This window comes from Streptomyces sp. NPDC048361, assembly GCF_040651795.1.
Taxonomy (GTDB): Bacteria; Actinomycetota; Actinomycetes; order Streptomycetales; family Streptomycetaceae; genus Streptomyces.
In genome coordinates, this window is the sequence record NZ_JBEZKW010000009.1 from 37,062 (window position 1) to 62,473 (window position 25,412).

The window sequence follows — 25,412 nt, forward strand, 5'->3', positions numbered from 1 at the left end:
GCAGTCCTTCAGTGCGCCGCCAGCAACTTCCTCAGCAGCGCGGAGAGTTGGGCCGCCTCGTCCTCGTCGAGGGCGGCGCCCAGGACCTCTCGCTGTGCCGCAAGCCCGGCCGTCACCGACTCGTCCACCAGCCTCAGCCCCCGCTCCGTCAGCGTCACCCGCAGACCGCGCCGGTCCGTCGGGTCGGGGCTGCGCACCAGCAGGCCCGCCTTCTCCAGCTTGTCCAGGCGCCCCGTCATCCCGCCCGTCGTGAGCATCAGCGTCCCCGAGAGCTGGCGCGGCGACAGCGTGTACGGCTCGCCCGAGCGCCGCAGCGTCGCGATGACGTCGAACTCGCCCCGCCCGATGCCGAAGCGCGCGTACTCCCTGTCCATCCGATCGCCCATCGCCCGCGCGATCCGGTAGATCCGCCCGTACACCGCCATCGGCACCGTTTCCAGGTCCGGCCGGACCTCGGCCCACTGCGCGGTGATCGCGTCCACCGCGTCCGGGGGTGCGGAGGCGGGCACGCCGGCCTGAGGGGGTGCGGACGAGGATGCCGGGCTTGTCGCAGCAGTCATGGGGCCAGGAGCAGCAGTCATGGGACCAGTATCCGAGGAGCATCGGTCGTACGCAAGAAAGTTGCTTGACGGAAAGTAGCTTACGAGTAAGCTACTTTCAGCTAAGCCACTTGGCCCGCCCGGAGACGGGCCGGACACGGACCGGAGACGGAGTCCCCATGCGTACGTTCCGCAGTCGTACCCGCACCCCCCGCATAGCCGGCGAGCGCCGGATGCTCGTCGCCATGGCGGTCGACGCGACCGGCTCCGGGATGTACGTACCGTTCAGCCTGGTCTTCTTCCACCATGTCACCGGGCTCCCGTTCGCCACGGTGGGCCTCGTGCTCACGGTCGTGGGACTGCTCGGGCTCGGCGCGCTGCCGCTCGCCGGGGCGGCCGTCGACCGGTACGGCGCCCGGCGCATCCAGCTCTTCCTGTACGGGGTGCGCGGCACGGGCTTCCTCCTCTACCCCTTCGCCCACTCCCTGCCGGCCTTCGCGGCCGTCGCGCTCGCCACCGCCTTCGGTGACCGTGCCTTCCCCGCCGTGCAGCAGTCCCTGCTCGGGGAGGTCGCCCAGGGCGCGGACCGGGACCGGCTCCAGGCCTCCTCGCGCGCCCTGCGCAACGGCGGGCTCGGCGCGGGCTCGCTGCTCGCCTCGCTCGTCGTCGGGTTCGGCGGGGACGCCGGATTTACGGCCGCGGCCTGGCTGAACGCGGGCAGCTTCGCCCTCGCCGCCTTCCTGATGCGCGGCGTACGGCCCGAACGGCGGGCCGCCGTCACGCCGGGCGCGGTTGCGGGCGGGGGTGCGGTCGCGGGCGCCTCGGACGTCGGGGGCGCCGCGGCCGCCGTCGCTTCCCGGCCCGCCGGGTACCGGCAGGTCTTCGCCGACCGTCCCTTCCTCGGGCTCACCGCCGTCAACTTCCTCAACGCGTTGGGCTATTCGGCCCTTTCGGTGCTCTTCCCGCTGTACATCACGACCTGGCTGCGCGGGCCCCAGGCCCTCACCGGCACCGCGTTCACGCTCAACACCGTGATGTGCGCGGCGGGCGGGGTCGCGGTCGGCGCCCGGATACGGTCCCGCGGGGCCCGGCGCACCCGCTCCGCCGCGCTCGGCTCGCTCCTGTTCGCCGCCGCCTTCGCCGCGCAGATCGTGCTCGGTACGTTCCGGCCCGGCTCGGGGATCGTCCTCGGCGGGGCGCTGATGGTGATCGTCGCGCTGTACACGCTGGGCGAACTCGTCCACAGCCCCTCGGCCGGCGCGCTCTCCGTGGCCGCCGCGCCGGAGGCACTGCGGGGGCGCTACCTCGCGGCGTACCAGCTGTCCTGGTCGCTCGCGGCAGCGGTCGCGCCGTCGCTCTTCACGGCGCTGATGGCCGTGGACGGGCGGGTGCCGTGGGCGGTCCTGGTCGTGACGTCGGTGGTGGCGGCGGGGGTTGTGGTGCGGCTTGAGCGGGGGCTTCCCGATGGGGCGGTCGGAGGTTTTCCCACCCAGTCACCCGTGCGGCTACCCGAAGGTGCAGCCCCCCGGGGCTCCGCCCCGGACCCCGTTCGCGCCTGAAGGGCGCTCGTCCTCCCCCGAAGAGCGGACCCAGGGGCGCGGGGCTGTAACACTGCGCGGCTCCGCCGCGGCGGGCGCGACCGGTCGGTACCGGGCGGCCTCCAGGGGCGCGGGGCTGTAACACTGCGCGGCTCCGCCGCGGCGGGCGCGACCGGTCGGTACCGGGCGGCCTCCAGGGGCGCGGGGCTGTAACACTGCGCGGCTCCGCCGCGGCGGGCGCGACCGGTCGGTACCGGCGGCCTCCAGGGGCGCGGGGAACGCGACCAGCCACGCACGGCCGTCACCCGGCATCGCAGCCATCCCGACCGCACCCACTCCACCTCACCCAGCCCCACCCCACCCCCTGGAAGGGACATCCAGTGAACCTCAACCTCAACCGACCCCTCACCACCACCGCTCTAACCGCCCTCGCCCCCATCTCCTGGGGCTCCACCTACTTCGTCACCACCCAATTCCTCCCCGCCGACCGCCCGTTGTTCACCGGCATGATGCGGGCCCTGCCCGCCGGGCTCGCGCTGGTGGCGGTCACCAGGAGGCTGCCCCGCGGCGCCTGGTGGTGGAAGTCCGCGGTGCTCGGCGCGCTCAACATCGGCGCGTTCTTCCCGCTGCTCTTCCTCTCCGCCTACCGGCTCCCCGGCGGCATGGCGGCCGTGATCGGGTCGGTCGGGCCGCTGTGGGTGGCCGGGCTCGCCGCGCTCTTCCTGGGAGAGCGGCCCACCCGGCGCACCCTGCTCACCGGCGTGGCCGCGGCCCTCGGGGTCAGCCTCGTGGTCCTGAAGGCGACCGGCGCCTTCGACGCGATCGGGGTGATCGCCGCGCTCGGCTCCTCCGCCTCGATGTCCGCAGGCACGGTGTTCACCAAACGGTGGGGGCGGCCCGAGGGTGTGGGGCCGCTGGTCCTGACCGGCTGGCAGCTCACCGCGGGCGGGCTGCTCATCGCGCCCGTCGCCCTCCTCGCCGAGGGCGCCCCGCCCGCGCTCGACGGACGCAACCTCACCGGATACCTCTACCTCGCCCTGGTGAACACGGCCGTCGCGTACTGGCTCTGGTTCCGCGGCATCGGCCGCATGACCGCGACCTCCGTCACCTTCCTCGGCCCGCTCTCCCCGCTCACCGCCGCCGTCATCGGCTGGGCGGCGCTCGGCCAGGCCCTCGGCCCCGTACAGATCCTCGGGATGGCGATCGCCTTCGGCGCCACCCTCGCCGGGCAGATCGCCATCGCGCCGAAGAAGCCGGCGAGCGGCCCCGCTCTGTTCAGTTCTACTGAAAGTATTGAGGCGAAACTTTCGATAGACTTAACCGTTGGGGCGGTGCGACGGTAGGGGCACACCCCGCGCCTCCCCAGGTGCGCAGGCCCTGCCGAATCCGAAACGGAGCCCTCGTGACCGTCCTGGACCACGTCCGCAGCACACCGCGTACCACCGCGGCCCGGAAGGCGGGCGGAGCCTCCGGGCTCGGGCTCGCACTCGCCGCCGTAGCGACGGTCGTCTGGTCCGGGAGCTTCGTCGCGAGCCGGGCGCTGCACGCCTCGGTGCCGCCCGTCCAGGACGCCTTCTGGCGCTGGCTGATCGCCATCGCCGCGGTCGCCCCCTTCGCCATCCGTGAGACCTGGCGCCAACGCGCCCTGATCCGACGCAACTTGGGCTACCTCACCGTCGCCTCCCTGCTCGGCATCACCGTGTACAACACCCTCGTCAACCAGGCCGGCACCTCCACCCCGGCCGGCAACATGGGCATGATCATGGCGGCCTCGCCGGTCCTGATGGCCGTCCACGAACGCCTCACCGGTGGCCGGCTCGGCGCGCGGCGCACCGTCGGGCTGCTCGTCGCCGTCGCCGGCGTCCTGCTCCTGGTCAGCAAGGGCTCACTCGACCTCGCCCTCGCGCCCGGCGACCTCTGGATGGTCGCGGCCGCCCTCAGCTTCGCCTCGTACAGCGTGCTGCTGCGCCGCCGCCCGGCCGAACTCGGCTCCCTCACCTTCCTGTTCACCACCTTCGTACTCGGCGCGCTCATGCTGGCCCCCGCCTACGGCGTCAGCCTCGCCGTGCAGGGCGGGTTCGCTGCGACGCCCGCCACCGTCGGCCCGCTCCTCTACGTGGGGGTGCTCTCGTCGGCCGTGGCCTTCTTCGCCTGGAACAAGGCGATCTCGCTGATCGGCGCCGCCCGCGCCGGCGTCGTCTACTACCTCCAGCCGGTCTGTGTGGCGCTGCTCTCCTACCCTCTGCTCGGCGAGTCCACGGGCCCGGCGCAGCTGGTGTCCATGGCGCTCATCCTCGGCGGGGTCGTCCTGGGAAGCCGCAGGTGAGCCGGGCCGGGGGAGCGCCGGTATGTTGCGTCCCATGAGCGAGTGGGACATCAAGAAACTCCACATCCTGCGGACCCTGCGCGAACAGGGCACCGTGACCGCGACCGCCGAGGTGCTGCTCATGACGCCCTCGGCGGTCTCGCAGCAGCTGTCCAACCTCGCCAAGCAGCTCGGAGTGACCCTGCTCGAAGCGCACGGCCGCCGGGTCCGCCTCACCGACGCCGCCCATCTCGTGCTGCGCCACGCCGAGGTGGTCTTCGCCCAACTGGAGCGCGCGGACGCCGAGTTGGCGGGCTATCTGCAAGGAGAGGCGGGCGAGGTGCGGATCGGGGCCTTCTCCACCGCCGTACCCGCCCTCGTCGTGCCCGCCGTGCAGCAGCTGCGCCGCAGCCACCCCGCGCTGGAGGTACGCGTACGCGAAGCCGAGGCGGCCGAGGCGTACGAGCTGCTCTCGGCCGGGTCGGTGGACCTCGCCCTCTCCCTCGCGGCCCACGCGCCGAGCGCCCGCGACCCCAAGTTCGCCCTGCTGCCCCTGCTCACCGACCCCCTCGACGTGGCGCTCCCCGCCGGGCACCCACTCGCCGCCGAACCGGGTCTGCGCCTCGCGGACCTGGCCCACGAGGCGTGGATCTTCGGCGGCAGCGGCCCCTGGTCGGAGATCACCACCGCGGCGTGCGAGGCCGCCGGATTCGTCCCCGAGCAGGCGCACAGCGCGGCCGGATGGACGGCGATCCTGGCCATGGTGGAGGCCGGGATGGGGGTGGCGCTCGTGCCCCGCATGGCGGCGGCCGACCGCCGTGCGGGCGTCGTCACACGCATCCTCAGCGCGGACCAGCCGCGCCGCCACGTGGTGGCCGCGGTGCGGCGGGGCGCGGAGGACGGCCCTGCCGTGGCCCGTGTCCTCGCCGCACTGCGCGAGGTCGCGCGCGTACGGCCGGCCGGTTAGCCGGATCGGTGTCGGTCAGGCACGGACGTGGGGTGTGTCCGCGCCCAGGCGGGCCGGCCGGTCGGCCGGATCGGTGTCGGTCAGACGCTCACATGGGGTGTGTCCGCGCCCAGGCGGGCCAGTTCGTCGTCCGTGAGCCGCAGCGCGCCCGCGGCCACGTTGTCGGCGAGGTGGGCCAGGTCGCCGGTGCCGGGGATGGCCAGGACGTGCGGGCCCCGGTGCAGCGTCCAGGCCAGCCGGATCCGCGCCGCGCTCACACCCCGCTCACCCGCGATCGCCAGCACCTCCCGGTCCTTCGCGCCGGCCGCGCCGGCCGCGCCGGCCGCGTCGCCCGCACCCGCGCCCGCCTCCCGCCCCGCCCCCGCGATCGCGTAGAACGGCACGAACGCGATGCCCCGCTCGCCGCACAGCCGCAGCATGGCCTCCTGCTCGGCGGGGGCGCCGATGCCGTACGGGTTCTGTACGCAGACCACGGGCGCGATGGCGAGCGCCTCGTCGAGGTGGGCCGGGCCCACATTGGACAGGCCCAGGTGGCGGATGAGCCCCGCCGCGCGCAGCTCGGCCAGTGCGCCGAAACGCTCGGCGACCGAATCGGGCCCGGAGACACGCAGGTTCACGACGTCGAGGTGGTCGCGGCCGAGTTGGCGCAGGTTCTCCTCGACCTGCCCGCGCAGCGCCCGCGGCGTCCGCGCGTGCTCACCCCACTCTCCCGAGGCGACGCGCGCGGGCCCCACCTTGGTGGTGATGACGAGGTCGTCCGCGTACGGGGCGAGCGCGCTGTTGATCAGCTCGTTCGACGAACGCAGCGGCGAGAAGTAGAACGCCGCCGTGTCGAGGTGGTTCACGCCGAGCTCAACGGCCTTGCGCAGCACGGCTATTGCTTCGTCGCGGTCCCTCGGTACGGCATCGGCGCGCAGGGCCGCGCCCCGCTGCGGCAGCCGCATCGTGCCGAAACCGATCCGGTTCACTTCCAGGTCGCCGAGCTTCCAGCTGCCGGCATCCGCCGCGGTGATCGTCTCCGCTGCGGTGATCGTCTCTGAGTCCATGCCGGGAGTATGGCAACGCCCCAGGGCGCAAACGGGAGTTGGCCAGAAGTGGCCATGTAAGCGCGGAGGGAAGCCGTCCGCCTCTCCCGAGATCGTTCGTCATTGCTAAAAGGTCTGTGATGAAACTTTCGATGGACGCGAGCGGTCGGGTACCCGAGAGTCATGGCATGACTTCCGCCACCGAGAACCTCGACCACGCGTCCGCGGCCGACCCGCACGCCAACGACGCCGCGCCCTACGGCGGCGGCGACCCGTACGCCGACTACCGCTCGGGGGAGTTCGCCTTCACCGAGCTCGTCGACCTCGCGGACCGCAGGCTCGGCGCCGGAGTCATCGCCGCCAACGACGAGTTCTTCGCCGAGCGCGAGAACCTCCTGGTGCGCGACCGCGCCGTCTTCGACCCCGAGCACTTCGGGCACAAGGGCAAGATCATGGACGGCTGGGAGACCCGCCGTCGCCGCGGGGCCGACGCCGACCACGTCTTTCCCGCCCCCGAGGACCACGACTGGGCGCTCGTACGGCTCGGCGCGCCCGGCGTGATCAAGGGCATCGTCGTCGACACGGCGCACTTCCGCGGCAATTACCCGCAGCGGGTCTCGATCCAGGCCACCGCGGTCGAGGGCTCGCCCAGCCCCGAGCAGCTTCTCGCCGACGACGTGAAGTGGGACGAGATCGTCCCGCCGACGCCGGTGCGCGGTCACGCCGAGAACGGCTTCGAGATCACCACGGGGCGCCGCTACACCCACATACGCCTCTGCCAGCACCCCGACGGCGGCGTGGCCCGCCTGCGCGTGCACGGCGAGGTCGTACCGGACCCGGAGTGGCTCGACACCCTCGGCACGATCGACCTCGTGGCGGTCGTCAACGGCGGCTCGTACGAGGACGCGAGCGACAAGTTCTACTCCTCGCCGACGCAGATCATCCTGCCCGGCACCTCCCGCAAGATGGACGACGGCTGGGAGAACCGCCGTCGCCGTGTCCGCGACACCAATGACTGGGTGCGCTTCCGGCTGGTCGCACAGGGGGCGATCAGGGCGGTCGAGATCGACACGGCGTACCTGAAGGGCAACTCGGCGGGCTGGATCGCGCTGAGCGGGCGCGACGGCGAGACGGGCGAGTGGTTCGAGATCATCCCGCGTACGCGCCTCCAGCCCGACACGCTGCACCGGTTCCGCCTCCCGGCCCAGGCGGTGGCGACCCACGTCCGCCTGGACGCCTTCCCCGACGGCGGGGTCGCGCGCATGCGACTGCACGGTGCCCTCACGGCCGAGGGTGCGGCCGAACTGCGCCGCCGCCACACGGAGTTGACCGGCTGACCCCGGCTCCTCTCTCGTACTCCCGCCCGGCGGAACGGTTGCGCATCGACGCCCGTCCGTCGGGCGGTTCCCATGTGCGGGGTGGGCTGCTATCGGTCGGCACGCCGAGCGAACTCGATGAGACCGCGGAAGGCGTCGGGGGAGAGCCGCAGGACGGGCCCGAGGGGGTTCTTGCTGTCCCGTACGGGGACCACACCCCGGCCGGCGTCGGCGAGGTTGGTGGCCACCTGTATGCACTGGCCGCCGTTGTTGCTGTAGGACGACGTGAACCAGCGGGGGTTGGACCGCCGGCTGACAACACCGCCCCACTGGCCGAGGCCACCCGGCGTCGCAGCGAACGCGCCCGCAGCGACGCCGAGAAGGACATCTCGGCAGCACAACGCACAGGCGGCCGCACCAGCTTCGCGGCGATCGCGAAGGCCGCCGGGGTGGACCTCGGTCAGTCAATGCCTTCGACGATGCGGAAGTCGCGCTCGACGCCGTCGGAGAGGGCGGCCAGCGCCTCCTGGTAGGCCGCACTCTCGCGCACCGCGACGGCCTGCTCGAAGCTGTCGAACTCGACCAGGACGGTGCGCTCGGCGATTCCGGCGTCATGCGCCACGACCCGACCGCCAAGGACGATGGTCCGGCCGCCCCCGGGCGCGACGGCCAGGCGGGCCAGCTTGTTGTAAGCAGCCAGCTTCTCAGGATCTGAAATGGTGCGGTAGACGCTGACCCAGTAGCCCTTGGGCATGGAACCTCCAGTGGTGGGATGAGTGCATCTGACTTACGGGTTGGTCTCGGACGAGCGTCGGCGGCCGTCCTTGTTGGTCTGCTGACCACCGCGAGTCGCCTTCGTGTCAGCCGAGCAGGGGAAGGCGGACGGCGCGCGATTTCTGCGGCGCCGCCCAGGCGGATCAGGGTGCCGGATGCGCTGTCGCTCGGCATCAGTGAAGGGCGCGTCGTCGAGAACGGCGGTCGGACTGCCGCCCTGGCCCTGCCGCCGGCACGCGTCGACGATCGTCACCTCGGGCATGGCGCCGCGCCCATCGTGATCAGCATCGTCAGGTCGAGCGCGGGTGCGCTGTGCGTCAGGGCGCCGATCGAGATGAGGTCGACGCCGGCATCGGCAAGGGCGCGAACCCGGTCCAGGGTGACGTTGCCGGAAGCCTCCAGGAGGATCTCCGAACCGCCGGAACGGCCGGCCCTCATTCGCATCACTTCTTCGATGTCGGCCACCTCCATGTTGTCGAGCATGAGCCAGCCAGCTCCCGCTTCCATGGCTTCGCGGGCCTGCGCGACGGTCTGCACTTCGACGTCGATCGGCACGCTCGTCCCGGAATCGGCCATTCCCTTCCGGACCGCATTGATCGCCGCGGTCACCCCGCCCGCCGTGGTGATGTGGTTCTCCTTCAGCAGGACCATCGCCGCCAGGGTGAGCCGGTGGTTGCTGCCGCCGCCCGCGGTCACGGCGTACTTGTCCAGCGCCCGCAGTCCCGGGGCGGTCTTGCGGGTGTCCAGGATCCGCGCTGGGGTTCCGGCCACCGCTTGGACGAAGCCGTCGGTGACAGTGGCGATGCCGCACAGGCGCTGCAGGAAGTTCAGCACCGTGCGCTCGGCGGTGATCAGGCTGCGCGCCGATCCGGTCAGCCGCACCAGGACGTCCCCGGCCCGCAGCCGCCCGCCGTCCGCGACCAAAGTCTCGACCTCGACCTCGGCGTCGGTCTGGGCGAAGACTTCGTGGACCACGGGCAGTCCGGCGGCGACACCGGGCTGGCGGGTACTGATCTCGGCGGTGGCGATCGGGCCGGCCGGGACGCTCCACAGGGTGGTGATGTCGTCGGCGGCCCTGTCCTCCGCCAGGGCCGCGGCCACGCTTCCCCGTGCCGCCGATGCGGGGAACTCGGCGATCTTCATAAATGGTTCCTCAGCTCTCAGAGATTGATCACCGGACCGACGAGGCCGTGGACGGCCTCCTTAGGAAAACCCACGGGATCCGACTCATGCCAATAGCAGTTGGGAAGCAAGCCATAGGCTCGGGCCTATCGCGAGAGGAAGGAGCGGCCGTGAACGACCACCGGGGCGTCGAACTTCGCCATCTCCGCTACTTCGTCACCGTCGCCGAGGAAGGCACGATGACCGAGGCGGCGCGCGTGCTGCGGATCGCACAGCCCAGCCTGAGCCAGCAGATCAGCGCCCTGGAACGCCGTGTCGGCGCCCCGCTGTTCCACCGCAGACCCAAGGGGATGGAGCTGACCGAGGGCGGCCGGATCCTGTACGCGACCGCCATCCGCGCCCTCGCCGAGATCGAGGCGTCGCTGGACCAGGCGCGCGACGCGCGCCGCGCGGTCCGGGTGGGGGTCTGCCGAACGGTTCCGGAGCACCTGCTGGCCCGCGTCGAGCGGATCTTCGCCGACGACGGCTCCCTGAGCGTCGAGTTCGACGAGGCCGACTCCCAGCGGCAGCTCGACCTCCTGCGGACCGGTGCCCTGGCCTTCGGGGTGATGCGCGTCTTCCACCCCATCGACGGCCTGGCCGCGCTGACCCTGGACGACGAACCGCACGGCGTGGTGCTGCGCCCCGACCACCCGCTGGCCGAGCACACCGCACTGTCCTGGGCCGACCTGGCGGACCAGGAGCTCCTGTGGTTCCCGGCCGAGCGCAATCGCCGCTTCGCCGAGGACGCCCTGGCCCACCTCGCCGGCCACGGCTGGACGCCGCAGCTGCGGATCGTCGACGCGCACAGCCAGGCGCTGTACTGCCGCCACCTGCGCACCAGTGAGAACCTGGTGGGCCTGCGAAGCCGGAACAGCTTCACAGCGGACGCGGGGATGGCGTGGCGGCCGTTCGTGTCCGACCCGCCGCGCCGCCGGTTCGTCCTGGTCGCTCTCGGCGACAGCCCTGGGGCGAGGTTGTTGGCTCGCTCAGGCGGCCGGTCATCCGATGACGGCGGCATCGGTGGACCCGGTCAGCGCGCGGCGAGCATCCCGAGCGCCGCCTCGTCGGCGCTGCCGGGCTCGGCCTGGTAGACCGTCATCCGCCGGCCGGCCACGGCCTGTCTGCAGGCTGCGAGTCCAGCCGGAGGCTGCACAGGGCGCTCGCCCGCCAGGGGAGAGGCGGGGAGCGGCGCGCTGTGGCGTACTCCCCGCCTCTCCCGGGTTGGCTAGGCGGACTCCGCGTCGGCCGCCCTGGCGCGCAAGGCACGCTCGATGCCTGCGCGGGACTCCGACATCAGGCGGCGCAGGGACGCGTTCGGCTCGGCCGAGGTGAGCCAGGTGTCCGTGGCGGCCAGGGTTTCCTCGGAGACCAGGAGCGCCGGGTAGAGGCCCACCGCGATCTGCTGGGCGATCTCGTGCGAGCGGGACTCCCACACGCCCTTGACCGCCTCGAAGTACTTCGGCGCGAACGGGGCGAGGAGCTCGCGCTGGTCGGTCTGGACGAAGCCGGAGATGACCGCCTCCTGGACCGCGTTGGGCAGGCTGTCGCCCTCCACGACCGACGCCCACGCCTCGGCCTTCGCCTCCGGTGTCGGCCGCGCGGCCTTCGCGGTCGCCGCGTGGCGTTCGCCCGCCGCCGTCTTGTCGAGTTCCAGCTCCGCCGCGATCTCCGCCTCGTCGAAGACGCCGGTCGCGGCGAGGCGCTCCACGAACGCCCAGCGCAGCTCGGTGTCGACGGCCAGGCCCTCGATGACCTCCGCGCCCGTCAACAGGGCCTGAAGCAGGTCGAGTTGCTGCGGGGTGCGGGCCGTCGCCGCGAAGGCGCGGGCCCACGCCAGCTGGTGGTCGCTGCCCGGCTCGGCGGTCCGCAGGTGCGCGAGGGTCGCCTCCGTCCACTGGGTCAGACCCGTGTCGCGCCACTCGGGCGCCGCGTACAGGTCGATGGCCAGCTTCACCTGGCGGTGCAGGGACTGCACCACACCGATGTCGGACTCCTTGGCGACGCCCGACAGGACCAGCGACAGGTAGTCACGCGTGGGCAGTTCGCCGTCGCGCGTCATGTCCCATGCCGACGCCCAGCACAGGGCGCGCGGCAGGGACTCCGTGAAGTCGCCCAGGTGCTCGGTGACGACGCGCAGGGACTCCTCGTCGAGACGGACCTTCGCATAGGACAGGTCGTCGTCGTTGAGCAGCACGACCGCGGGGCGCGCCTTGCCCACCACGGCGTCCACGGCGGTGAGTTCACCCTCGATGTCCAGCTCGATGCGGTCGGTGCGCACCAGCTTGCCCGCGCCGTCGAGGTCGTACAGGCCGATCGCGATGCGGTGCGGACGCAGCGTCGAGGTGCCCTTCGCGCCGGCCGGGAGCGCCGGAGCCTCCTGGCGGACGGCGAACGAGGTGACGACGCCGGCGTCGTCCACCGCGATCTCGGGGCGCAGGATGTTGATGCCGGCCGTCTCCAGCCACGCCTTCGACCAGGTCTTCAGGTCGCGGCCCGAGGTCTTCTCCAGCGCGCCGAGCAGGTCGGAAAGGCGCGTGTTGCCGAAGGCGTGGGCCTTGAAGTATGCCTGCACGCCCTGGAAGAACTCGTCCATGCCGACGTAGGCGACGAGCTGCTTGAGGACCGAGGCGCCCTTGGCGTACGTGATGCCGTCGAAGTTGACCAGGACGTCGTCCAGGTCATTGATCTCGGCCATGATCGGGTGCGTGGACGGCAGTTGGTCCTGGCGGTAGGCCCAGGTCTTCATCTGGTTGGCGAACGTGGTCCACGACTGCGGCCAGCGCGAGCCCTCGGCGTGCGCCTGGCAGGCGATCGAGGTGTAGGTGGCGAACGACTCGTTCAGCCACAGGTCGTTCCACCACTCCATCGTGACCAGGTCGCCGAACCACATGTGGGCGAGCTCGTGCAGGATGGTCTCGGCGCGCGTCTCGTACGCGGCGTCCGTCACCTTCGAGCGGAACACGTACTGGTCGCGGATGGTGACCGCGCCCGCGTTCTCCATCGCGCCCGCGTTGAACTCCGGCACGAAGAGCTGGTCGTACTTGGCGAACGGGTAGGCGTAGTCGAACTTCTCCTGGAACCAGTCGAAGCCCTGCCGGGTCACCGCGAAGATGTCGTCCGCGTCGAGGAACTCGGCGAGCGAGGGGCGGCAGTAGATGCCCAGCGGCACGCTCTGCCCATGCGGGCCCTCGTAGGTGGAGTGCACCGCGTGGTACGGGCCCACGATCAGCGCCGTGATGTACGAGGAGATGCGCGGCGTCGGCTCGAAGACCCAGACGTCGTCCTTGGGCTCCGGGGTCGGCGAGTTGGAGATCACCGTCCAGCCGCTCGGCGCCTTCACGGTGAACTGGAAGGTCGCCTTGAGGTCGGGCTGCTCGAACGAGGCGAAGACGCGGCGGGCGTCGGGGACCTCGAACTGCGTGTACAGATAGGCCTGTTGGTCCACCGGGTCCACGAAGCGGTGCAGGCCTTCGCCGGTGTTGGTGTAGGCACAGTCGGCCACCACCGTGAGCTCGTTGCGGCCCTGCGCCAGCCCGGTCAGGGCGATGCGCGAGTCGGCGAACACGGCGGCCGCGTCGAGGGCGGTGCCGTTCAGGACGACCTCGTGCACGGTCGGCGCGACCAGGTCGATGAAGGTCTCCGCCCCGGCCTCGGCGGCATCGAAGCGCACGGTGGTGGCGGAGCGGTACGTTCCGCCCTCCTGCGCGCCGCTCAGGTCGAGCTCGATCTCGTACGAGTCGACGGTGAGCAGGGCCGCGCGCCGCTGCGCCTCTTCACGGGTCAGATTCGTGCCAGGCACCCGGTCATCTCCTTCAGATACTTCAGTTCCATCAGATCGTGACGTTCCAGCCATCCTTGCACGCAGGATGCGGGCAGCGCGATGTCCCTTTTTCATGGGGGAGGGCCACCCTCGGAGCCCGGCGGAGCCCCGGCGACCCCACCCGTTCCGGGGTGCTCGGACCGTGCCCGCGTCCCGCGCAGTTCCCCGCGCCCCTGAGCTACTCGGTGCCGGGCGGGTGCATTCCCTCAGCCGGTCCGGCGTTTGAGGACGAGCGCCCTTCAGGCGCGAACGGGGTCCGGGGCGAAGCCCCAATGGCCCCGGCGCACTTCGGGTGCGGGCCGTGCTGGGGCACCCGCGCAGTTCCCCGCGCCCCTGTAGGGCACCCGGCGTGCCTGGCCGCCCGCGGGGAACTGTGCTCAGGGGGTCAGGACTTCTTCAGTTCGGCTGCTACCAGTTCCGCGATCTGGACGGCGTTCAGCGCAGCGCCCTTGCGGAGGTTGTCGTTGGAGAGGAAGAGCGCGAGACCGTTCTCGACGGTCTCGTCGTTGCGGATGCGGCCCACGTACGACGCGTCCTTGCCCGCGGCCTGAAGCGGCGTCGGGATCTCGGAGAGCTCGACGCCGGGGGCGTCCTTGAGCAGCTCGTACGCGCGCTCCACGCTGAGCGGCCGCTCGAAGCGGACGTTGACCTGGAGCGAGTGGCCCGAGAAGACCGGCACACGGACACACGTGCCGGACACCTTCAGCTCCGGGATCTCCAGGATCTTGCGGGACTCGTTGCGGAGCTTCTGCTCCTCGTCCGTCTCGAAGGAGCCGTCGTCGACGATGCTGCCCGCGAGCGGCACCACGTTGAAGGCGATGGGGCGCTTGTAGACGGCCGGCTCGGGGAACTCCACCGCGCCGCCGTCGAAGGTCAGCCGGTCCGCCTCGGCCGCGACCTTCTGCGCCTGGGTGTACAGCTCGGCCACGCCCGCCAGACCCGAGCCGGAGACGGCCTGGTAGGTGGTGGCGACCAGCGCGGTGAGGCCGGCCTCGTCGTGCAGCGGACGAAGGACCGGCATCGCGGCCATCGTGGTGCAGTTCGGGTTGGCGATGATGCCAAGGGGCCGGTTCGCGATCGCGTGCGGGTTGACCTCGGAGACCACGAGGGGCACCTCGGGGTGGCCACGCCACGCGGAGGAGTTGTCGATCACGACGGGCCCCTGCGAGGCGACCTTCTCGGCGAGGGCGCGCGAAGTGGCGCCGCCCGCGGAGAACAGCACGATGTCGAGGTCGGAGTAGTCGGCGGTGGACGCGTCCTCGACCGTCACGCCGTCCAGGACCGTACCCGCGGAGCGCGCGGAGGCGAACAGACGCAGCTCGTCGACGGGGAACTTCCGCTCGACGAGGATCCTGCGCATGACTGAGCCGACCTGCCCGGTGGCTCCGACGATTCCGACCCTCACGGTGACTCCTTTGGTGCTCACGTGCAGCTCACGTGGTCTAGATACGACTCCGGCGCATCCATGATGCGTCGGCGCCCGGCGGACTTGTCCAATCCATTGTCCGGGGTGTGGGACACCTGCCCACTTGTGACAAGTCCATGGCATCCGTGTTGCATCCGCCCCGAAATGCCCCATGGGGCCGTTTTTGCTGGCTACGGTCGCGGCAAGCCGGTCGATCACCGGCGACACCGCACCGTACTCCGGAGGATTTTCCGTGCCCGTACCCCGTCGCGCATCCCGCCGCAGCCGGGCCATAGCCGCCCTCGCCACCGCCCCGGTGATCCTCTCCCTGGCCACACCCGCCGTCGCCGACGGGCCGCACAGGCCGCGCGACCCGCGCCTCGCCAGGAAGCTGGTCGAGGAGGCGTCCGGGCAGAGCGCGTACCGCCATCTGGAGGCCTTCCAGAAGATCGCCGACGCCCACGGCGGCAACCGCGCCGCCGGCACCCCCGGCTACGACGCCTCGGCCGCCTATGTGTACGGGCAGCTGAAGCGCGCCGGGTACGAGGTCGCGTACCAGGACTTCACGTTCTACGAGTCGAAGACGCTGCGCCAGAAGGTGACTCTGGACGGGCCCGAGGGGCGTCAACTGCCCGCCGCCGCCTTCCTGTTCAGCAAGGCGACGCCCGTCGGAGGGATCACCGCCGAGGTGCAGGCGGCTCGCGTCGACGACACCCCGGGCTGCTCGCTCGACGACTACGCATCCGGCTCCTTCGCCGGGAAGATCGCGCTCGTCAAGCGCGGCAGCTGCACCTTCAAGGAGAAGGAGGCCGTCGCCGCGCAGGCGGGCGCGGCCGGCATCGTCCTCTACAACCACTCCGGGACCGATCCGGTGCGCGGCACGGTCGAGGACCCGGCCAACGCGCACATCCCGGCCGCCGGGATCTCGCTCGCCGACGGAGAGGCGCTCGCGGCCCGGGTCGCCAAGGGGCCGGTGAAGATCACCCTGGACGTGGCCACCGAGTCCGTGGCCAAGAAGACCCGCAACGTGATCGCCGAGACCCGCACCGGCAGCCCCGACGACGTGGTCGCGCTCGGCAGCCACCTCGACTCGGTGCCGGCCGGCCCCGGTATCAACGACAACGGCTCCGGCTCGGCGGGCCTCCTGGAGGTCGCCCTCAAGCTCGCGCAGGAGACCAAGCAGACCCGCAAGCACCCCAAGGAGCTGCCTCACAAGGTGCGCTTCGCCTGGTGGTCGGGGGAGGAGCTCGGCCTGCTCGGCTCGGACCACTATGTGAAGAGCCTTACCGAGGCACAGAAGAAGCAGATCAAGCTCTACTTGAACTTCGACATGATCGGCTCGCCCAACGCCGCCCAGCTCGTCTACGACGGCGACGACTCCGACAAGAAGGGCGCGGGCCCGGGCCCGGCCGGATCGGCCGGGATCGAAGGCCTGATCAACCGCTACCTCGACCGGCGCGGTGTCCCGCACGAGGGGTACGACTTCGACGGCCGCTCCGACTACGGCCCCTTCATCGAGGTCGGCATCCCCGCCGGCGGCACCTACACCGGCGCCGAGGAGATCAAGACGCCCGAGCAGGCCGCGAAGTGGGGAGGGAAGGCCGGGGAGGCCTTCGACCCCAACTACCACGCCAAGGGTGACACGTTGAAGAACATCGACAGGAAGTACTTCGACCTCAACATCGATGTCATCGCGTACGCGGTCGGCACGTACGCCTACGATCTGGGCTCGCTCGACCTGGGCTCGCTCAAGCACTGAGCGGAGACGGAAAAGGCGGGGCGGGTGCTCGTGAAGAGCGCCCGCCCCGCCGTCGTTCCTCAGGTGATACCGGCGATACCGGCGATACCGGTGATGCCGGTGATGCCGGCGGCCGTTACTGCGTGACCTTGCCGATGATCACGTTGCCGGTGCCCGCCACGGTGCCGCGCTCGTCCAGGAGCTGCACGGTGCCGAAGAACTGGCGTCCCTCGGGAGCCGCGCCCGCCGCGACGACGTCCGCCGTCACCTGCGCCGAAGCGCCGCCCACGAGCTTGACGGTCTTGCTCTCGTCGACCTTCAGGGTGCCGAGCGAGGGAGCGAAGTACACGTCCTTGTAGGCGTACGTGGTCGAACCGGCCGGGACCGAGTAGCCGGCGACCTGGATCGTGTACGTACCCGCGGCCGGCTTCGTCAGGCTGACCGCCTCATCGGCGCTGCTCGTCGCGGCCTGCGCGACGACCTTGCCGCTCTGGTCGAGGACGTACAGGTCGAGGTCGGCGCTCGCGTCCGAGGGCCGGCCGATCGACACGTCGAGGTGCTCGACGCCCGCGCCGATGGTGACCGTGCTGGTCTGCGTCTCACCGTTCTTGATGGTGGGGGTCGCGACCTTCGCGGAGCCGAGCGAGCCGCCCATCAGCTTGCCGTCGAGAGCGGCGAAGTTGTTGGTGACCTTCCACTGCACGGGGGCCGCGGTGTTGGCCTTCGCCTCGGGCACCGTCTGGGTGGCCGGGTCGAAGGTGACGCCGAGCGCCGAGACGTCCAGCTTGAAGGAGTTGTCCAGGTACGGCGAGGTGCGGCGCGCCTCGACCTCGATCTCCCAGACACCGGCCTGCGGGTTGGCGTACGAGCGCAGGTCGGGGCGGCAGGTGTTGGCCGGGTTGTCGTAGTTCGGGTAGCAGTTCGGAGTGGACGTGGTGTCCAGGGCCACACCGTAGGGGTGGATGGAGATGAAGCGGGTCTGGCTGCCCGAGCGCAGCGCGCCCATGCGGACCTCCAGGTTCTTCACACCCGCCGGGACGGTCACGAAGTACGACTGGGTCGAGTTGCGCTGCACCGTCGAGGACGCCGAGAAGGTGTAACCCGGGGCCGCGAGCGGGGTCGCGACGACGACCGTGGCCATGATCTGCTGGTCGACGCCGACCGTCTTGGCGTCGTCGACCTGGAGGATCGCGCTGTGCACGCCGCCGGACCTCGGCTGGGCCTGCACCTTGACGGTGACGGGCTTGCCGAGCGGCAGGCTCACGTCCTTCGAGCCGAGGATCTTGAAGGTGCCGTCGTCGTTCTTGAGCGACACCTTGTGCTTGACGTTCGCGTCGGGGCCCGTGGTGCGGACGACCGTGACGTCGTACGTCTTCTTCTGGCCCGCCTTCAGACCGCTCTCGCGGTCGTAGATGCCGGTGCCGACGTTCGGGGTCTTCAGGGCTGAGCCGAGCGCGCTGGAGACCGGCGCGGCGACAGTGAACTCGTGGGCCGGGGCGTGCTTCTTCGCGGTCTGCTTGATCGCGTCCCAGGCGCCCACGATGTTGATGAGGCCGGCGCCCTCGGCGTAGGACTGGGTGCCCTTGATGTGCTTGGCCGTCGAGGTCAGCGCGGTGCGCAGATCGGCCGGCGGCAGGTCGATGCCCTGCTGCTTGGCGGCCGAGATGAGCAGCGCCGATGCGCCGGTGGCCTGCGGGGAGGCCATCGAGGTGCCCTGGAGCATCGAGTAGCCGGCCGGCAGGCTGTAGCCCGCCTCCTTGACGGGGCTGCCGGGCAGCCAGGTCTCGGTGGAGTTGATGGCCGCGCCCGGGGCGGTCAGCGTCGGCGTGAAGCCGCCGTCCTCACGCGGGCCGCGCGAGGAGAACGGCATCATCTGGTACTCCGTGGAGACGCCGGAGCCGTAGTTGGCGGCCCAGGTGTCCTTGGAGATGCTCGCGCCCACCGAGATGACGTGGTCGGCGAGGCCGGGGTCGCCGATGGTGTTGACGCCGGGGCCGTCGTTGCCGGCCGAGATGACCAGCTGGACGCCGTAGGTGTCGATGAGACGCTTGTAGAGCGCGGCCCGCGCGTTGTTGCCGTCGTTGAGCGCCGGCAGTCCGCCGATCGACATGTTCACGATGTCGACGTGGCGGTTGGTGACGAGGTCGATCATGCCCTCGGTCAGCGCGATGTTGGTGCAGCCGCCGTCCCAGTTGCAGGCGCGCGACGAGACGATCTTCGCGCCGGGCGCGGCACCGCTCATCTTGCCGCCGAACAGGCCGTTGGCCGCGGTGATGCCCGCGACATGGGTGCCGTGCTCGGACTCGATGACGCCGATGTTGACGTAGTCCGAGGTGTGCCCGGCCGCGTCGTACACGACGTTCTTGCGGATCTCGACGGTGAACGGGACCCGCTCGACGACGTCGGTCGCCGGGTTGTCGGTACCGAAGTAGCCGATCTGGTTGCCGTCCTTGTACGGCTTCATCGGAGCGTCGTCCGAGAAGTCGTTGTTGTTGTTCAGGTCCACCCGGACCGTGCCGGCGACCGGGTCGTAGAGCACGCCCCAGCTGTCGGTGGTGTCACCGTCCCGGTTCAGGTCACCGGCCGCGTCGCCGCCCTTGGTGACCTTCTCGGAGAAGGTGGAGAAGTCGTACGAGCCCGCCGGGGCCTGGTACGTCTTGCCGCCCGCGGTGAACGTCGGCCCGGACACCGGCAGGTTGGCGCGCAGCCACGTGCCGTCGTTGTCCTGCACCGGGTCGGTCGCGGTGACCCAGTCGACGATCTTGCGCTCGCCGGTGGTGGTCTTCTGGAGCGCCGGGTGACCGAGGTCGACACCCGAGTCGAGGACACCGATGGTGACCCCGCGGCCGTCGGCCTGCGGGTGCTGCTTCACGAAGTCGACCGCACCCGTCTCGAAGTTCGGGTTGTACGGGTTCTTCGCGGGGGTGTCCTTGCCCGGGGCGGGGTAGCTGTTGGAGGTCCGCAGCTGCTTCGCGGAGCTCGTGGTGTCGCCCGACGGGGTCGGGTCGTCCAGCTGGATGTCCTGCTTCAGGTCGATGCCCTGCACCGAGGGCAGCTTCGCGGCGGCCTTCAGGGCGGCCTCGGCCTTCACCGTCGGCAGGGTCGCGCGGACGTAGCCGAGCTTGTCGTCCTGCTTGCCCACGGTCGTCCCCGCGACCGCGTGCAGCTGCTTGGCGACGTCGGAGGTGGCGCCCGGGGCGGTCGCCACCATAACGGTGACGCTCTTCTCGCCCTTGGCCTGCGCCTCGGCGAGACGCTGCTCGTCGGCCTTGCCGAGCTTGTCGTCGGCGGTCTTGGCCGGAGCGGTCTTCACCGGGGGCGCGGTCGGGCCGTCGCCGCCGGTGGTGGCGAAGGCCGGGGCTGCGCCCGCCGTGACGAGCGCGGCCACCAGGCCGGCCGCCGCCGCTATTCGGGCCGTGCGTCTCGCCCCGGGTATGGGGCGCGGGGATTCAGTGGTCATTCAGCATCCCTGTGAAGTGGGTAAGGACCCGGCTCGTGAAAAACGGTTCGTATTTCGGTGCCGGATGACCGCTGAGCATTGCCTATATGACTGTTGTTTGTGGAGAGTTGACCGTTACGTGATGTGCACATGGCGCATTCCCGCCAGGGGGCGTGCTCCGCCACGGCGCCTCGGTGAACCTGTGCGCCCGGCGGCCGCCGCCCGCGCGCACGGCCCCGTAATCTCACCCAATGAACACGGAGTTGCGGGTGGCGGCCTACGCCATATGCGTACGGGAAACGGACGGGGTCCGGGAGCTGCTGCTCGCGCGCTGGGTGGCCAGGGACGGCACCAAGCGGTGGACGCTGCCGGGCGGCGGCATGGACCACGGCGAGGACCCCCTGGAGACCGTGGTGCGCGAGCTCGACGAGGAGACGGGCTACGCCGTCGAACCGGTCCGGCTGCTCGGCATCGACTCCATCAACCGGCGCTATCCGCGCAAACTCGGCAGATTCGCCGACTTCCAGGGTCTGCGCATCGTGTACGAGGCCCGGATCACCGGCGGCGAGCTGCGCCACGAGACGGGCGGCTCCACCGACCTGGCCGCCTGGCATCCCCTGGAGCGCGTCACGGACCTGGAGCGGGTCGAACTCGTCGACGTGGGGCTTGAGTTGTGGCGCACCAGGCCCGCCACGGGCAAGGCGCACCGGAGCGTTGCGGACTGAGCGGCGCGCTCCGGTCGCGGGCGGCGGGACTGAGCGGCGCGCTCCGGTCGCGGACGGCGGGCCCTTCCCCTCCGAAGGGCCCGCCGCCCGCGGCCGGCGTCAGCGCGGGAGGACCACCACATAGGCGGCGGGCTCCCGCTCGGCGGACGCCATCAGCGCGGTGCGCACCACGGTGGCCTGCTGGTCGAGACAGTCGCGGAGCTTCTTCGGCGTGATGTGCACGACGGTGATCCCGAGCCGCTCCAGCGCCTCGCGCTTGCGGCTGCACTCCGACCACAGCGCGGCCTCCTCCTCCCCTTCCGAGCCGCCCTGCCGCGGCGCCCGGGTGTCCAGCTCCAGCGCCACACCCTGCTCGGGCCAGTACGCGTCGACGCCCCCCAGATGCGGGCCGCCCGGCAGCCGCAGATCCACGTTCCACAGCGGGTCGGGCAGACCGAACCCGCTCACCATGGCGTACAGGCGGTCCTCGGCGATGGAGCGCCCCTCGGCGAGCAGCGCGTCCACCGCGTCCACCACATGGGCCCGAGTCAGCAGCCGCGCCTGCGTCAACTCCCTCACAACGGCGGCCGGTTCGGTGTGTCCGCAGCGAACCGCCTCGGTGAGCAGCCGGCGTACGGCCTCGGCGTCGTCCAGGACCGCGACGGCGTCGGCGAGCGCCCGCTCCACCGGCGCCACCGGCACCCCCGCGATCATCTCCGCGCCCGGCATCACCTGGGCCCGCACCAGCTGGACGCAGCCCGTGGAGCGCAGCCGCCGGGTGCGCGGCACCAGGATGTCGATCCGGTCGAGCGAGAGCAGCGGGGGAGCGGAGGAGAACCGGTGCAGCGCCAGCGCCGCGAGCCCGGTCACGACGGCGGCGGGCGGTTCGGTGTGGGCCTGGCCCTGTGCCGGGATGGACTTGGCGCGGCCGGCGGCCGGCCACCCCGCGTACAGCAGCGCCGCGTGCAGCCGCTCCTCGCTGGTGGCCGGCCCCGGGTGCAGGACGTACACGCCCGGCAGGAGCTGCTGCCAGGGGCCGCCGGGCCGGCACTGGGCGGCGGTGCGCGCGGTCGAAACCCCATGGGCGCGCAGTTGGTTGGCAGACAGGACGCGCCGCTGTACGTCGGTGAGGTGGCTCAGGGGGCGGGGGGAGAGCGGGGTGTTGTGGTTCATGCCGGGGGGCTTTCCGCATCCGGGCCGCCCGCTAACCGCTGTTACAAGCCCGTCGACAAACCCGGACAACCCCGTCCTAAAGTACGGGCGTTCGAGTGCCGATCAGGGGGCCCGGTCGCGGGGCGCTCAGAGCCAGCCCCGCTGGGCCGCCTTCAGCCCCGCCTCGAACCGGCTGGATGCCTTGAGGCGCTCCATCAGCGCGGCCATCTGCCGGCGCACGGTCCGCAGAGAGATCCCGAGGCGCTTTCCGGCCGCCTCGTCGGTCATGCCCGACGCGAGGAGCTTGAGCAGTTCGCGTTCGACGGGCGTGACGCCGCGTTCGTCCGTCTGCGCGTGGGCCGAACGGTCGGCGCCAAAGGGCACCGCGGTCTGCCACGTCTGGTCGAACAGGGAGACCAGCGAGCTCACGATGCCCGGCGTCCTCGTGCACAGGGCGCCCAGCCGTGAGTTGTCGGGGTCGATGGGGACGACCGCGACGGTCCGGTCGAAGACGATCAGCCGCGGCGGCAGAATCGGGGACGTGCGCACCTGGCCGCCGAGCTCGGTCATCCACTGGGCGTAGGCATGCGTGGCCGCGTCGTTCGCGGCGCTGTCCTGATAGAGACTCAGGATCTGCACACCGCGCCGCAGGGCCGCCTCGTCCAGCGGGCGCGAAGCGTCCAGGCTGGCGCGCGACTGGGCACCACCCGGCATGATCGCCAGACACTCCTCGCTGAGGTCCCTGGCCAGGGTTTCGAGTCGGGACTGGATGGCGTCGAGCCCCACCATCCGCTCGGCGCCCGCGACCTCGGTGTTGGGGCGCAGGTCGGCGTATTCGGCCAGGGCGACCGCGACGGCGGCCTTGCTCCGGGCCAACTCCTCTTGCCTGCAGCGCAGTTCATGCTCCTGGCGGCGCAGGATCACCTCAAGACCCACCTCGGGACTGACCGCGCGCAGCGCCCCCGGCTCGTCGCGGGACGACCGCGCGAGGTCGAGGTCGACCAAGGTGTTCAGGCTCGATCTGACCTGGCTCTCGGTGAGCCCGAGCCGGGCCCCCAGCTCGGCCACCCCCCTCGGCGCACCGGACAGTAATTCCCGATAGACCGATTCCGTAAGCCGGTTCAATCCCAACGTCTCCAGCATGCGTCAACCCCCCCGGGTAGCGACTTTTTCGTGAAGCACTGGTGAAGGTCATCTTAGGGGTGACGGCCCGTCGGCTCCGAGGGGTGCCCCGGGTGGCGCGAACGTGCCAGACCGCTTGGTGCCACCGGAAGGACCTTCCGCCGCTCCCCGCCGGTCAGCAGGATGTGAATCACCGAACGGAACGCCACGGCGATTCAGCCGGGACAGGGCCCCAACTGTGGGTTTTGTCAGGGCAGTTCACCGGTCCCTCGCCTTCCGTCACCCCGCTCGTCCTGCACTCCCGGAGGATCCATGTCCGTCGTCGTCCGTCTCGCCGCCGTCGCGGGGCTCGCCGCCCTTCTCACCGCGGGAACCACCGCGTGCGCCCTGGCCGCCCCGGCGGACGGCAGGAACGCGATCGGCTGGGACGCCGTGCCGGTTGCGGCGCCGGATGCGGCGATCGGCTGGGACGCCGTGCCGGCCGGCGGTGCCACCCGCGCACTCGGCTGAAACAACCGACCGTGCACGTCATCCGCGCCCGGCTCATCCGTGGCGGCGGTCCGCGAGACAGCGGCGGAGTCGCCGTACCGATCGAGGATCTGCTGTGGGCCCACGCGGTCCCCGCCATCGGCCTGGAGCACATCCGGGCCCGGCCCACCCAAGGGGGCCTGGACGTCTACCTGTTCATCGACGCCCCTGACGAGCCCCGAGCCCTGGCGCAGGTACGCGACCTGCTGATCCGGGCCGGCGGCGCCATCACCACCCAGGGTTACGCGGCGCCCGCGGCGTCCGACTAGCGAGCCCTGCCGAACTTCCGCTTCTTCCGCACTTCTTCGGCGGCCACCTCGGCCTGCCCGAAAACGACTCGACACCGGAGAAAAGACACTCATGTCCCGTTCACCGCGTAGCGGCTTCATCGCGCGTACCGCCCTGTTCGCCGCCTCCGTGGCCTCCGTCGCGCTGGCCATGTCCGCCCCGGCCCACGCCGCGGACAGCGTTCCGACCCACAACGCGAAGACTTCCGCAGTCCAGCCCGCCGGATCGCTGCTCGGCACCATCACACCGTTCACCCCGACCGTGCCGAACCCGACCACCGCCACTAAGGCCCAGCTGGACGCGGCGGCCAAGCAGAAGGGCCTGGCGCTCTCCGCGCCGCAGGCCCGCTCCCTCGCCGCCGCTTCCGGTGTGGGCGGTTCGATCAGCCGGGCCGAGGTTCTCACCAGAGCCAAGACCTGGTCGGACGTCAACGTCCCCTACAGCCAGACGTCGTACCTCACGTCGTACGGCAACAAGTACCGCACGGACTGCTCCGGCTTCGTCTCCATGGCCTGGAACCTCGCCACCTCCTCGGGCAACAACTGGGGCGAGACCACCGGCACTCTGATGAACTTCACCTCCGCCATAGGCAAGGACGACCTCAAGCCGGGCGACGTCCTGCTCAACCCGGCCGCGGGTGACGCCGGTCACGTCGTCATCTTCAACGGATGGGCCAACGACGCCCACACTGCCTACGACGCCTTCGAAGAGGCGGGCCACGGCACGGGCGCGGTCCACCGCACGGTCACCAGCTACCCCTACTTCGGCAAGTCCGGTTACTCGCCGCGCCGTTATAACAACATCAGCGACGCCGGCGGCAGCCGTGACCTGAACGGTGACGGCATGGCGGACCTCGCGGTGTACGAGAAGGACGGCACCATCACGATGGGCCGGGGCTTCGGTGACGGCTTCACCGACTACCACCAGATCACCACCGGCTACGGCGGGTACGACGGCCGGCTCCAGTTCGCCGACGTGACCGGCGACGGCATAGCCGACCTACTGGCCTACGAGAAGGACGGCACCATCACGATGGGCCGCGGCTTCGGTAACGGCTTCACGGATTACCACAAGATCGCGTCCGGCTTCGGTGGCTACGACGGCCGGCTGAAGTTCGCGGATGTCACCGGCGACGGCAAGGCCGACCTCGTGATCTACGAGAAGGACGGCACCATCAAGCTCGGCCGCAGCTTCGGTGACGGTTTCACCGACTACCACCAGATCACCACCGGCTTCGGTGGGTACGACGGCCGGCTGTCCTTTGCGGATGTGACGGGTGACGGCAAGGCCGACCTGATCGCATACGAGAAGGACGGCACGATCACGATGGGCCGCGGCTTCGGTGACGGTTTCACCGACTACCACCAGATCACCACCGGCTTCGGTGGCTACGACGGCCGGCTGATGTTCGGTGACGTGACGGGTGACGGCAAGGCCGACCTGATCGCATACGAGAAGGACGGCACCCTCACCCTCGGCCGCGGCTTCGGTGACGGTTTCACCGACTACCACCAGATCACCACCGGCTTCGGTGGCTACGACGGCCGCCTCAGCATCGTCGGCTGACCCCAGCACCCCTCGGGGCGTC

The 25,412-nt window shown here is 71.1% G+C and carries 21 protein-coding genes and 1 pseudogene; 11 read left to right on the forward strand and 11 right to left on the reverse strand.

Features of this window, described 5'->3' with window-relative positions; all coding sequences use genetic code 11:
- Positions 1 to 8 precede the first annotated feature (8 nt).
- Positions 9 to 560: a MarR family transcriptional regulator gene (locus tag AB0D31_RS07385; RefSeq protein ID WP_362718313.1), complete on the reverse strand. Its 552-nt coding sequence runs from the start codon at positions 558 to 560 to the stop codon at positions 9 to 11.
- A 158-nt stretch (positions 561 to 718) separates the two neighbouring features.
- On the opposite strand from AB0D31_RS07385, the gene AB0D31_RS07390 reads away from it, so the two are divergent.
- The 4 genes from AB0D31_RS07390 to AB0D31_RS07405 all read left to right on the forward strand — a co-directional run bounded on the left by AB0D31_RS07390 (position 719) and on the right by AB0D31_RS07405 (position 5,349).
- On the forward strand, positions 719 to 2,098 hold the full coding sequence (locus AB0D31_RS07390) for an MFS transporter (protein WP_362718316.1): 1,380 nt from the start codon (positions 719 to 721) through the stop codon (positions 2,096 to 2,098).
- 359 nt (positions 2,099 to 2,457) lie between these two features.
- Positions 2,458 to 3,420, forward strand: a complete 963-nt coding sequence (locus AB0D31_RS07395) for an EamA family transporter (RefSeq protein WP_362718319.1) — start codon at positions 2,458 to 2,460, stop codon at positions 3,418 to 3,420.
- Between the two features lie 68 nt (positions 3,421 to 3,488).
- Positions 3,489 to 4,403, forward strand: coding sequence for an EamA family transporter (locus AB0D31_RS07400; protein WP_362718550.1), 915 nt, complete (start codon positions 3,489 to 3,491; stop codon positions 4,401 to 4,403).
- 34 nt (positions 4,404 to 4,437) lie between these two features.
- Entirely contained in the window at positions 4,438 to 5,349 is a 912-nt protein-coding gene (locus AB0D31_RS07405; protein ID WP_362718321.1) for a LysR substrate-binding domain-containing protein, read from the forward strand.
- Positions 5,350 to 5,429: 80 nt separating this feature from the next.
- Here AB0D31_RS07405 and AB0D31_RS07410 read toward each other — a convergent pair whose 3' ends face one another.
- The gene (locus AB0D31_RS07410; protein WP_362718323.1) at positions 5,430 to 6,395 is read right to left on the reverse strand and encodes an aldo/keto reductase; all 966 of its coding nucleotides are present in this window, start codon (positions 6,393 to 6,395) and stop codon (positions 5,430 to 5,432) included.
- 167 nt (positions 6,396 to 6,562) lie between these two features.
- Here AB0D31_RS07410 and alc point away from each other — a divergent pair, with 167 nt between their 5' ends.
- The gene (alc, locus tag AB0D31_RS07415) at positions 6,563 to 7,711 is read left to right on the forward strand and encodes an allantoicase (protein ID WP_362718326.1); all 1,149 of its coding nucleotides are present in this window, start codon (positions 6,563 to 6,565) and stop codon (positions 7,709 to 7,711) included.
- An 89-nt stretch (positions 7,712 to 7,800) separates the two neighbouring features.
- On the opposite strand, the pseudogene AB0D31_RS07420 reads toward alc, so the two are convergent.
- From AB0D31_RS07420 to nadC, 4 genes and pseudogenes are all read right to left on the reverse strand, one after another.
- A pseudogene (locus tag AB0D31_RS07420) lies at positions 7,801 to 7,992 on the reverse strand (DUF397 domain-containing protein); the annotation flags it as partial.
- A 158-nt stretch (positions 7,993 to 8,150) separates the two neighbouring features.
- On the reverse strand, positions 8,151 to 8,444 hold the full coding sequence (locus tag AB0D31_RS07425; protein WP_362718329.1) for a DUF1330 domain-containing protein: 294 nt from the start codon (positions 8,442 to 8,444) through the stop codon (positions 8,151 to 8,153).
- 33 nt (positions 8,445 to 8,477) lie between these two features.
- Entirely contained in the window at positions 8,478 to 8,717 is a 240-nt protein-coding gene (locus AB0D31_RS07430) for a hypothetical protein (protein ID WP_362718332.1), read from the reverse strand.
- Positions 8,714 to 9,607, reverse strand: a complete 894-nt coding sequence (nadC, locus tag AB0D31_RS07435) for a carboxylating nicotinate-nucleotide diphosphorylase (RefSeq protein ID WP_362718334.1) — start codon at positions 9,605 to 9,607, stop codon at positions 8,714 to 8,716. Before nadC ends, AB0D31_RS07430 begins: the two co-directional genes overlap by 4 nt.
- A gap of 149 nt (positions 9,608 to 9,756) precedes the next feature.
- On the opposite strand from nadC, the gene AB0D31_RS07440 reads away from it, so the two are divergent.
- Positions 9,757 to 10,719, forward strand: coding sequence for a LysR family transcriptional regulator (locus AB0D31_RS07440; RefSeq protein ID WP_362718337.1), 963 nt, complete (start codon positions 9,757 to 9,759; stop codon positions 10,717 to 10,719).
- 134 nt (positions 10,720 to 10,853) lie between these two features.
- Here AB0D31_RS07440 and pepN read toward each other — a convergent pair whose 3' ends face one another.
- Both pepN and AB0D31_RS07450 read right to left on the reverse strand, forming a co-directional pair.
- Positions 10,854 to 13,427 carry an aminopeptidase N gene (gene pepN, locus AB0D31_RS07445; protein ID WP_362718339.1) on the reverse strand — a complete coding sequence of 858 codons (2,574 nt, stop codon included), beginning with the start codon at positions 13,425 to 13,427 and terminating at the stop codon, positions 10,854 to 10,856.
- A 406-nt stretch (positions 13,428 to 13,833) separates the two neighbouring features.
- Positions 13,834 to 14,853 carry an aspartate-semialdehyde dehydrogenase gene (locus AB0D31_RS07450; RefSeq protein WP_362718342.1) on the reverse strand — a complete coding sequence of 340 codons (1,020 nt, stop codon included), beginning with the start codon at positions 14,851 to 14,853 and terminating at the stop codon, positions 13,834 to 13,836.
- A gap of 253 nt (positions 14,854 to 15,106) precedes the next feature.
- Between AB0D31_RS07450 and AB0D31_RS07455 the strand changes: the two genes are divergently transcribed.
- On the forward strand, positions 15,107 to 16,612 hold the full coding sequence (locus AB0D31_RS07455) for a M28 family metallopeptidase (protein ID WP_362718345.1): 1,506 nt from the start codon (positions 15,107 to 15,109) through the stop codon (positions 16,610 to 16,612).
- Positions 16,613 to 16,727: 115 nt separating this feature from the next.
- Here AB0D31_RS07455 and AB0D31_RS07460 read toward each other — a convergent pair whose 3' ends face one another.
- On the reverse strand, positions 16,728 to 20,051 hold the full coding sequence (locus AB0D31_RS07460) for a S8 family serine peptidase (protein WP_362718347.1): 3,324 nt from the start codon (positions 20,049 to 20,051) through the stop codon (positions 16,728 to 16,730).
- A gap of 230 nt (positions 20,052 to 20,281) precedes the next feature.
- Between AB0D31_RS07460 and AB0D31_RS07465 the strand changes: the two genes are divergently transcribed.
- A complete protein-coding gene (locus AB0D31_RS07465) occupies positions 20,282 to 20,755 on the forward strand; it encodes an NUDIX hydrolase (RefSeq protein WP_362718350.1) in 474 nt (157 codons plus the stop codon).
- Positions 20,756 to 20,854: 99 nt separating this feature from the next.
- Here the strand turns inward: AB0D31_RS07465 and AB0D31_RS07470 are convergent, their stop codons facing one another.
- Both AB0D31_RS07470 and AB0D31_RS07475 read right to left on the reverse strand, forming a co-directional pair.
- Positions 20,855 to 21,907 carry a hypothetical protein gene (locus AB0D31_RS07470; RefSeq protein ID WP_362718352.1) on the reverse strand — a complete coding sequence of 351 codons (1,053 nt, stop codon included), beginning with the start codon at positions 21,905 to 21,907 and terminating at the stop codon, positions 20,855 to 20,857.
- A gap of 126 nt (positions 21,908 to 22,033) precedes the next feature.
- The gene (locus AB0D31_RS07475; RefSeq protein ID WP_362718355.1) at positions 22,034 to 23,029 is read right to left on the reverse strand and encodes a LuxR C-terminal-related transcriptional regulator; all 996 of its coding nucleotides are present in this window, start codon (positions 23,027 to 23,029) and stop codon (positions 22,034 to 22,036) included.
- Positions 23,030 to 23,320: 291 nt separating this feature from the next.
- Between AB0D31_RS07475 and AB0D31_RS07480 the strand changes: the two genes are divergently transcribed.
- The 3 genes from AB0D31_RS07480 (at position 23,321) to AB0D31_RS07490 (ending at position 25,390) form a co-directional block, all read left to right on the forward strand.
- Complete coding sequence (locus AB0D31_RS07480; protein WP_362718358.1) at positions 23,321 to 23,518, forward strand: hypothetical protein; 198 nt, start codon at positions 23,321 to 23,323, stop codon at positions 23,516 to 23,518.
- 11 nt (positions 23,519 to 23,529) lie between these two features.
- Positions 23,530 to 23,805, forward strand: coding sequence for a hypothetical protein (locus tag AB0D31_RS07485; RefSeq protein WP_362718360.1), 276 nt, complete (start codon positions 23,530 to 23,532; stop codon positions 23,803 to 23,805).
- A 91-nt stretch (positions 23,806 to 23,896) separates the two neighbouring features.
- On the forward strand, positions 23,897 to 25,390 hold the full coding sequence (locus tag AB0D31_RS07490; RefSeq protein WP_362718362.1) for an FG-GAP-like repeat-containing protein: 1,494 nt from the start codon (positions 23,897 to 23,899) through the stop codon (positions 25,388 to 25,390).
- Positions 25,391 to 25,412 lie beyond the last annotated feature (22 nt).

What these genes read in the sequence shown, in the direction of transcription:
- AB0D31_RS07385 (WP_362718313.1), bottom strand. Translation starts at nt 560, where the DNA reads ATGACTGCTGCGACAAGCCCGGCATCCTCGTCCGCACCCCCTCAGGCC.
- AB0D31_RS07390 (WP_362718316.1), top strand. Translation starts at nt 719, where the DNA reads ATGCGTACGTTCCGCAGTCGTACCCGCACCCCCCGCATAGCCGGCGAG.
- AB0D31_RS07405 (WP_362718321.1), top strand. Translation starts at nt 4,438, where the DNA reads ATGAGCGAGTGGGACATCAAGAAACTCCACATCCTGCGGACCCTGCGC.
- AB0D31_RS07410 (WP_362718323.1), bottom strand. Translation starts at nt 6,395, where the DNA reads ATGGACTCAGAGACGATCACCGCAGCGGAGACGATCACCGCGGCGGAT.
- alc (WP_362718326.1), top strand. Translation starts at nt 6,563, where the DNA reads ATGACTTCCGCCACCGAGAACCTCGACCACGCGTCCGCGGCCGACCCG.
- AB0D31_RS07425 (WP_362718329.1), bottom strand. Translation starts at nt 8,444, where the DNA reads ATGCCCAAGGGCTACTGGGTCAGCGTCTACCGCACCATTTCAGATCCT.
- nadC (WP_362718334.1), bottom strand. Translation starts at nt 9,607, where the DNA reads ATGAAGATCGCCGAGTTCCCCGCATCGGCGGCACGGGGAAGCGTGGCC.
- AB0D31_RS07460 (WP_362718347.1), bottom strand. Translation starts at nt 20,051, where the DNA reads ATGACCACTGAATCCCCGCGCCCCATACCCGGGGCGAGACGCACGGCC.
- AB0D31_RS07465 (WP_362718350.1), top strand. Translation starts at nt 20,282, where the DNA reads ATGAACACGGAGTTGCGGGTGGCGGCCTACGCCATATGCGTACGGGAA.
- AB0D31_RS07470 (WP_362718352.1), bottom strand. Translation starts at nt 21,907, where the DNA reads ATGAACCACAACACCCCGCTCTCCCCCCGCCCCCTGAGCCACCTCACC.
- AB0D31_RS07475 (WP_362718355.1), bottom strand. Translation starts at nt 23,029, where the DNA reads ATGCTGGAGACGTTGGGATTGAACCGGCTTACGGAATCGGTCTATCGG.
- AB0D31_RS07480 (WP_362718358.1), top strand. Translation starts at nt 23,321, where the DNA reads ATGTCCGTCGTCGTCCGTCTCGCCGCCGTCGCGGGGCTCGCCGCCCTT.
- AB0D31_RS07490 (WP_362718362.1), top strand. Translation starts at nt 23,897, where the DNA reads ATGTCCCGTTCACCGCGTAGCGGCTTCATCGCGCGTACCGCCCTGTTC.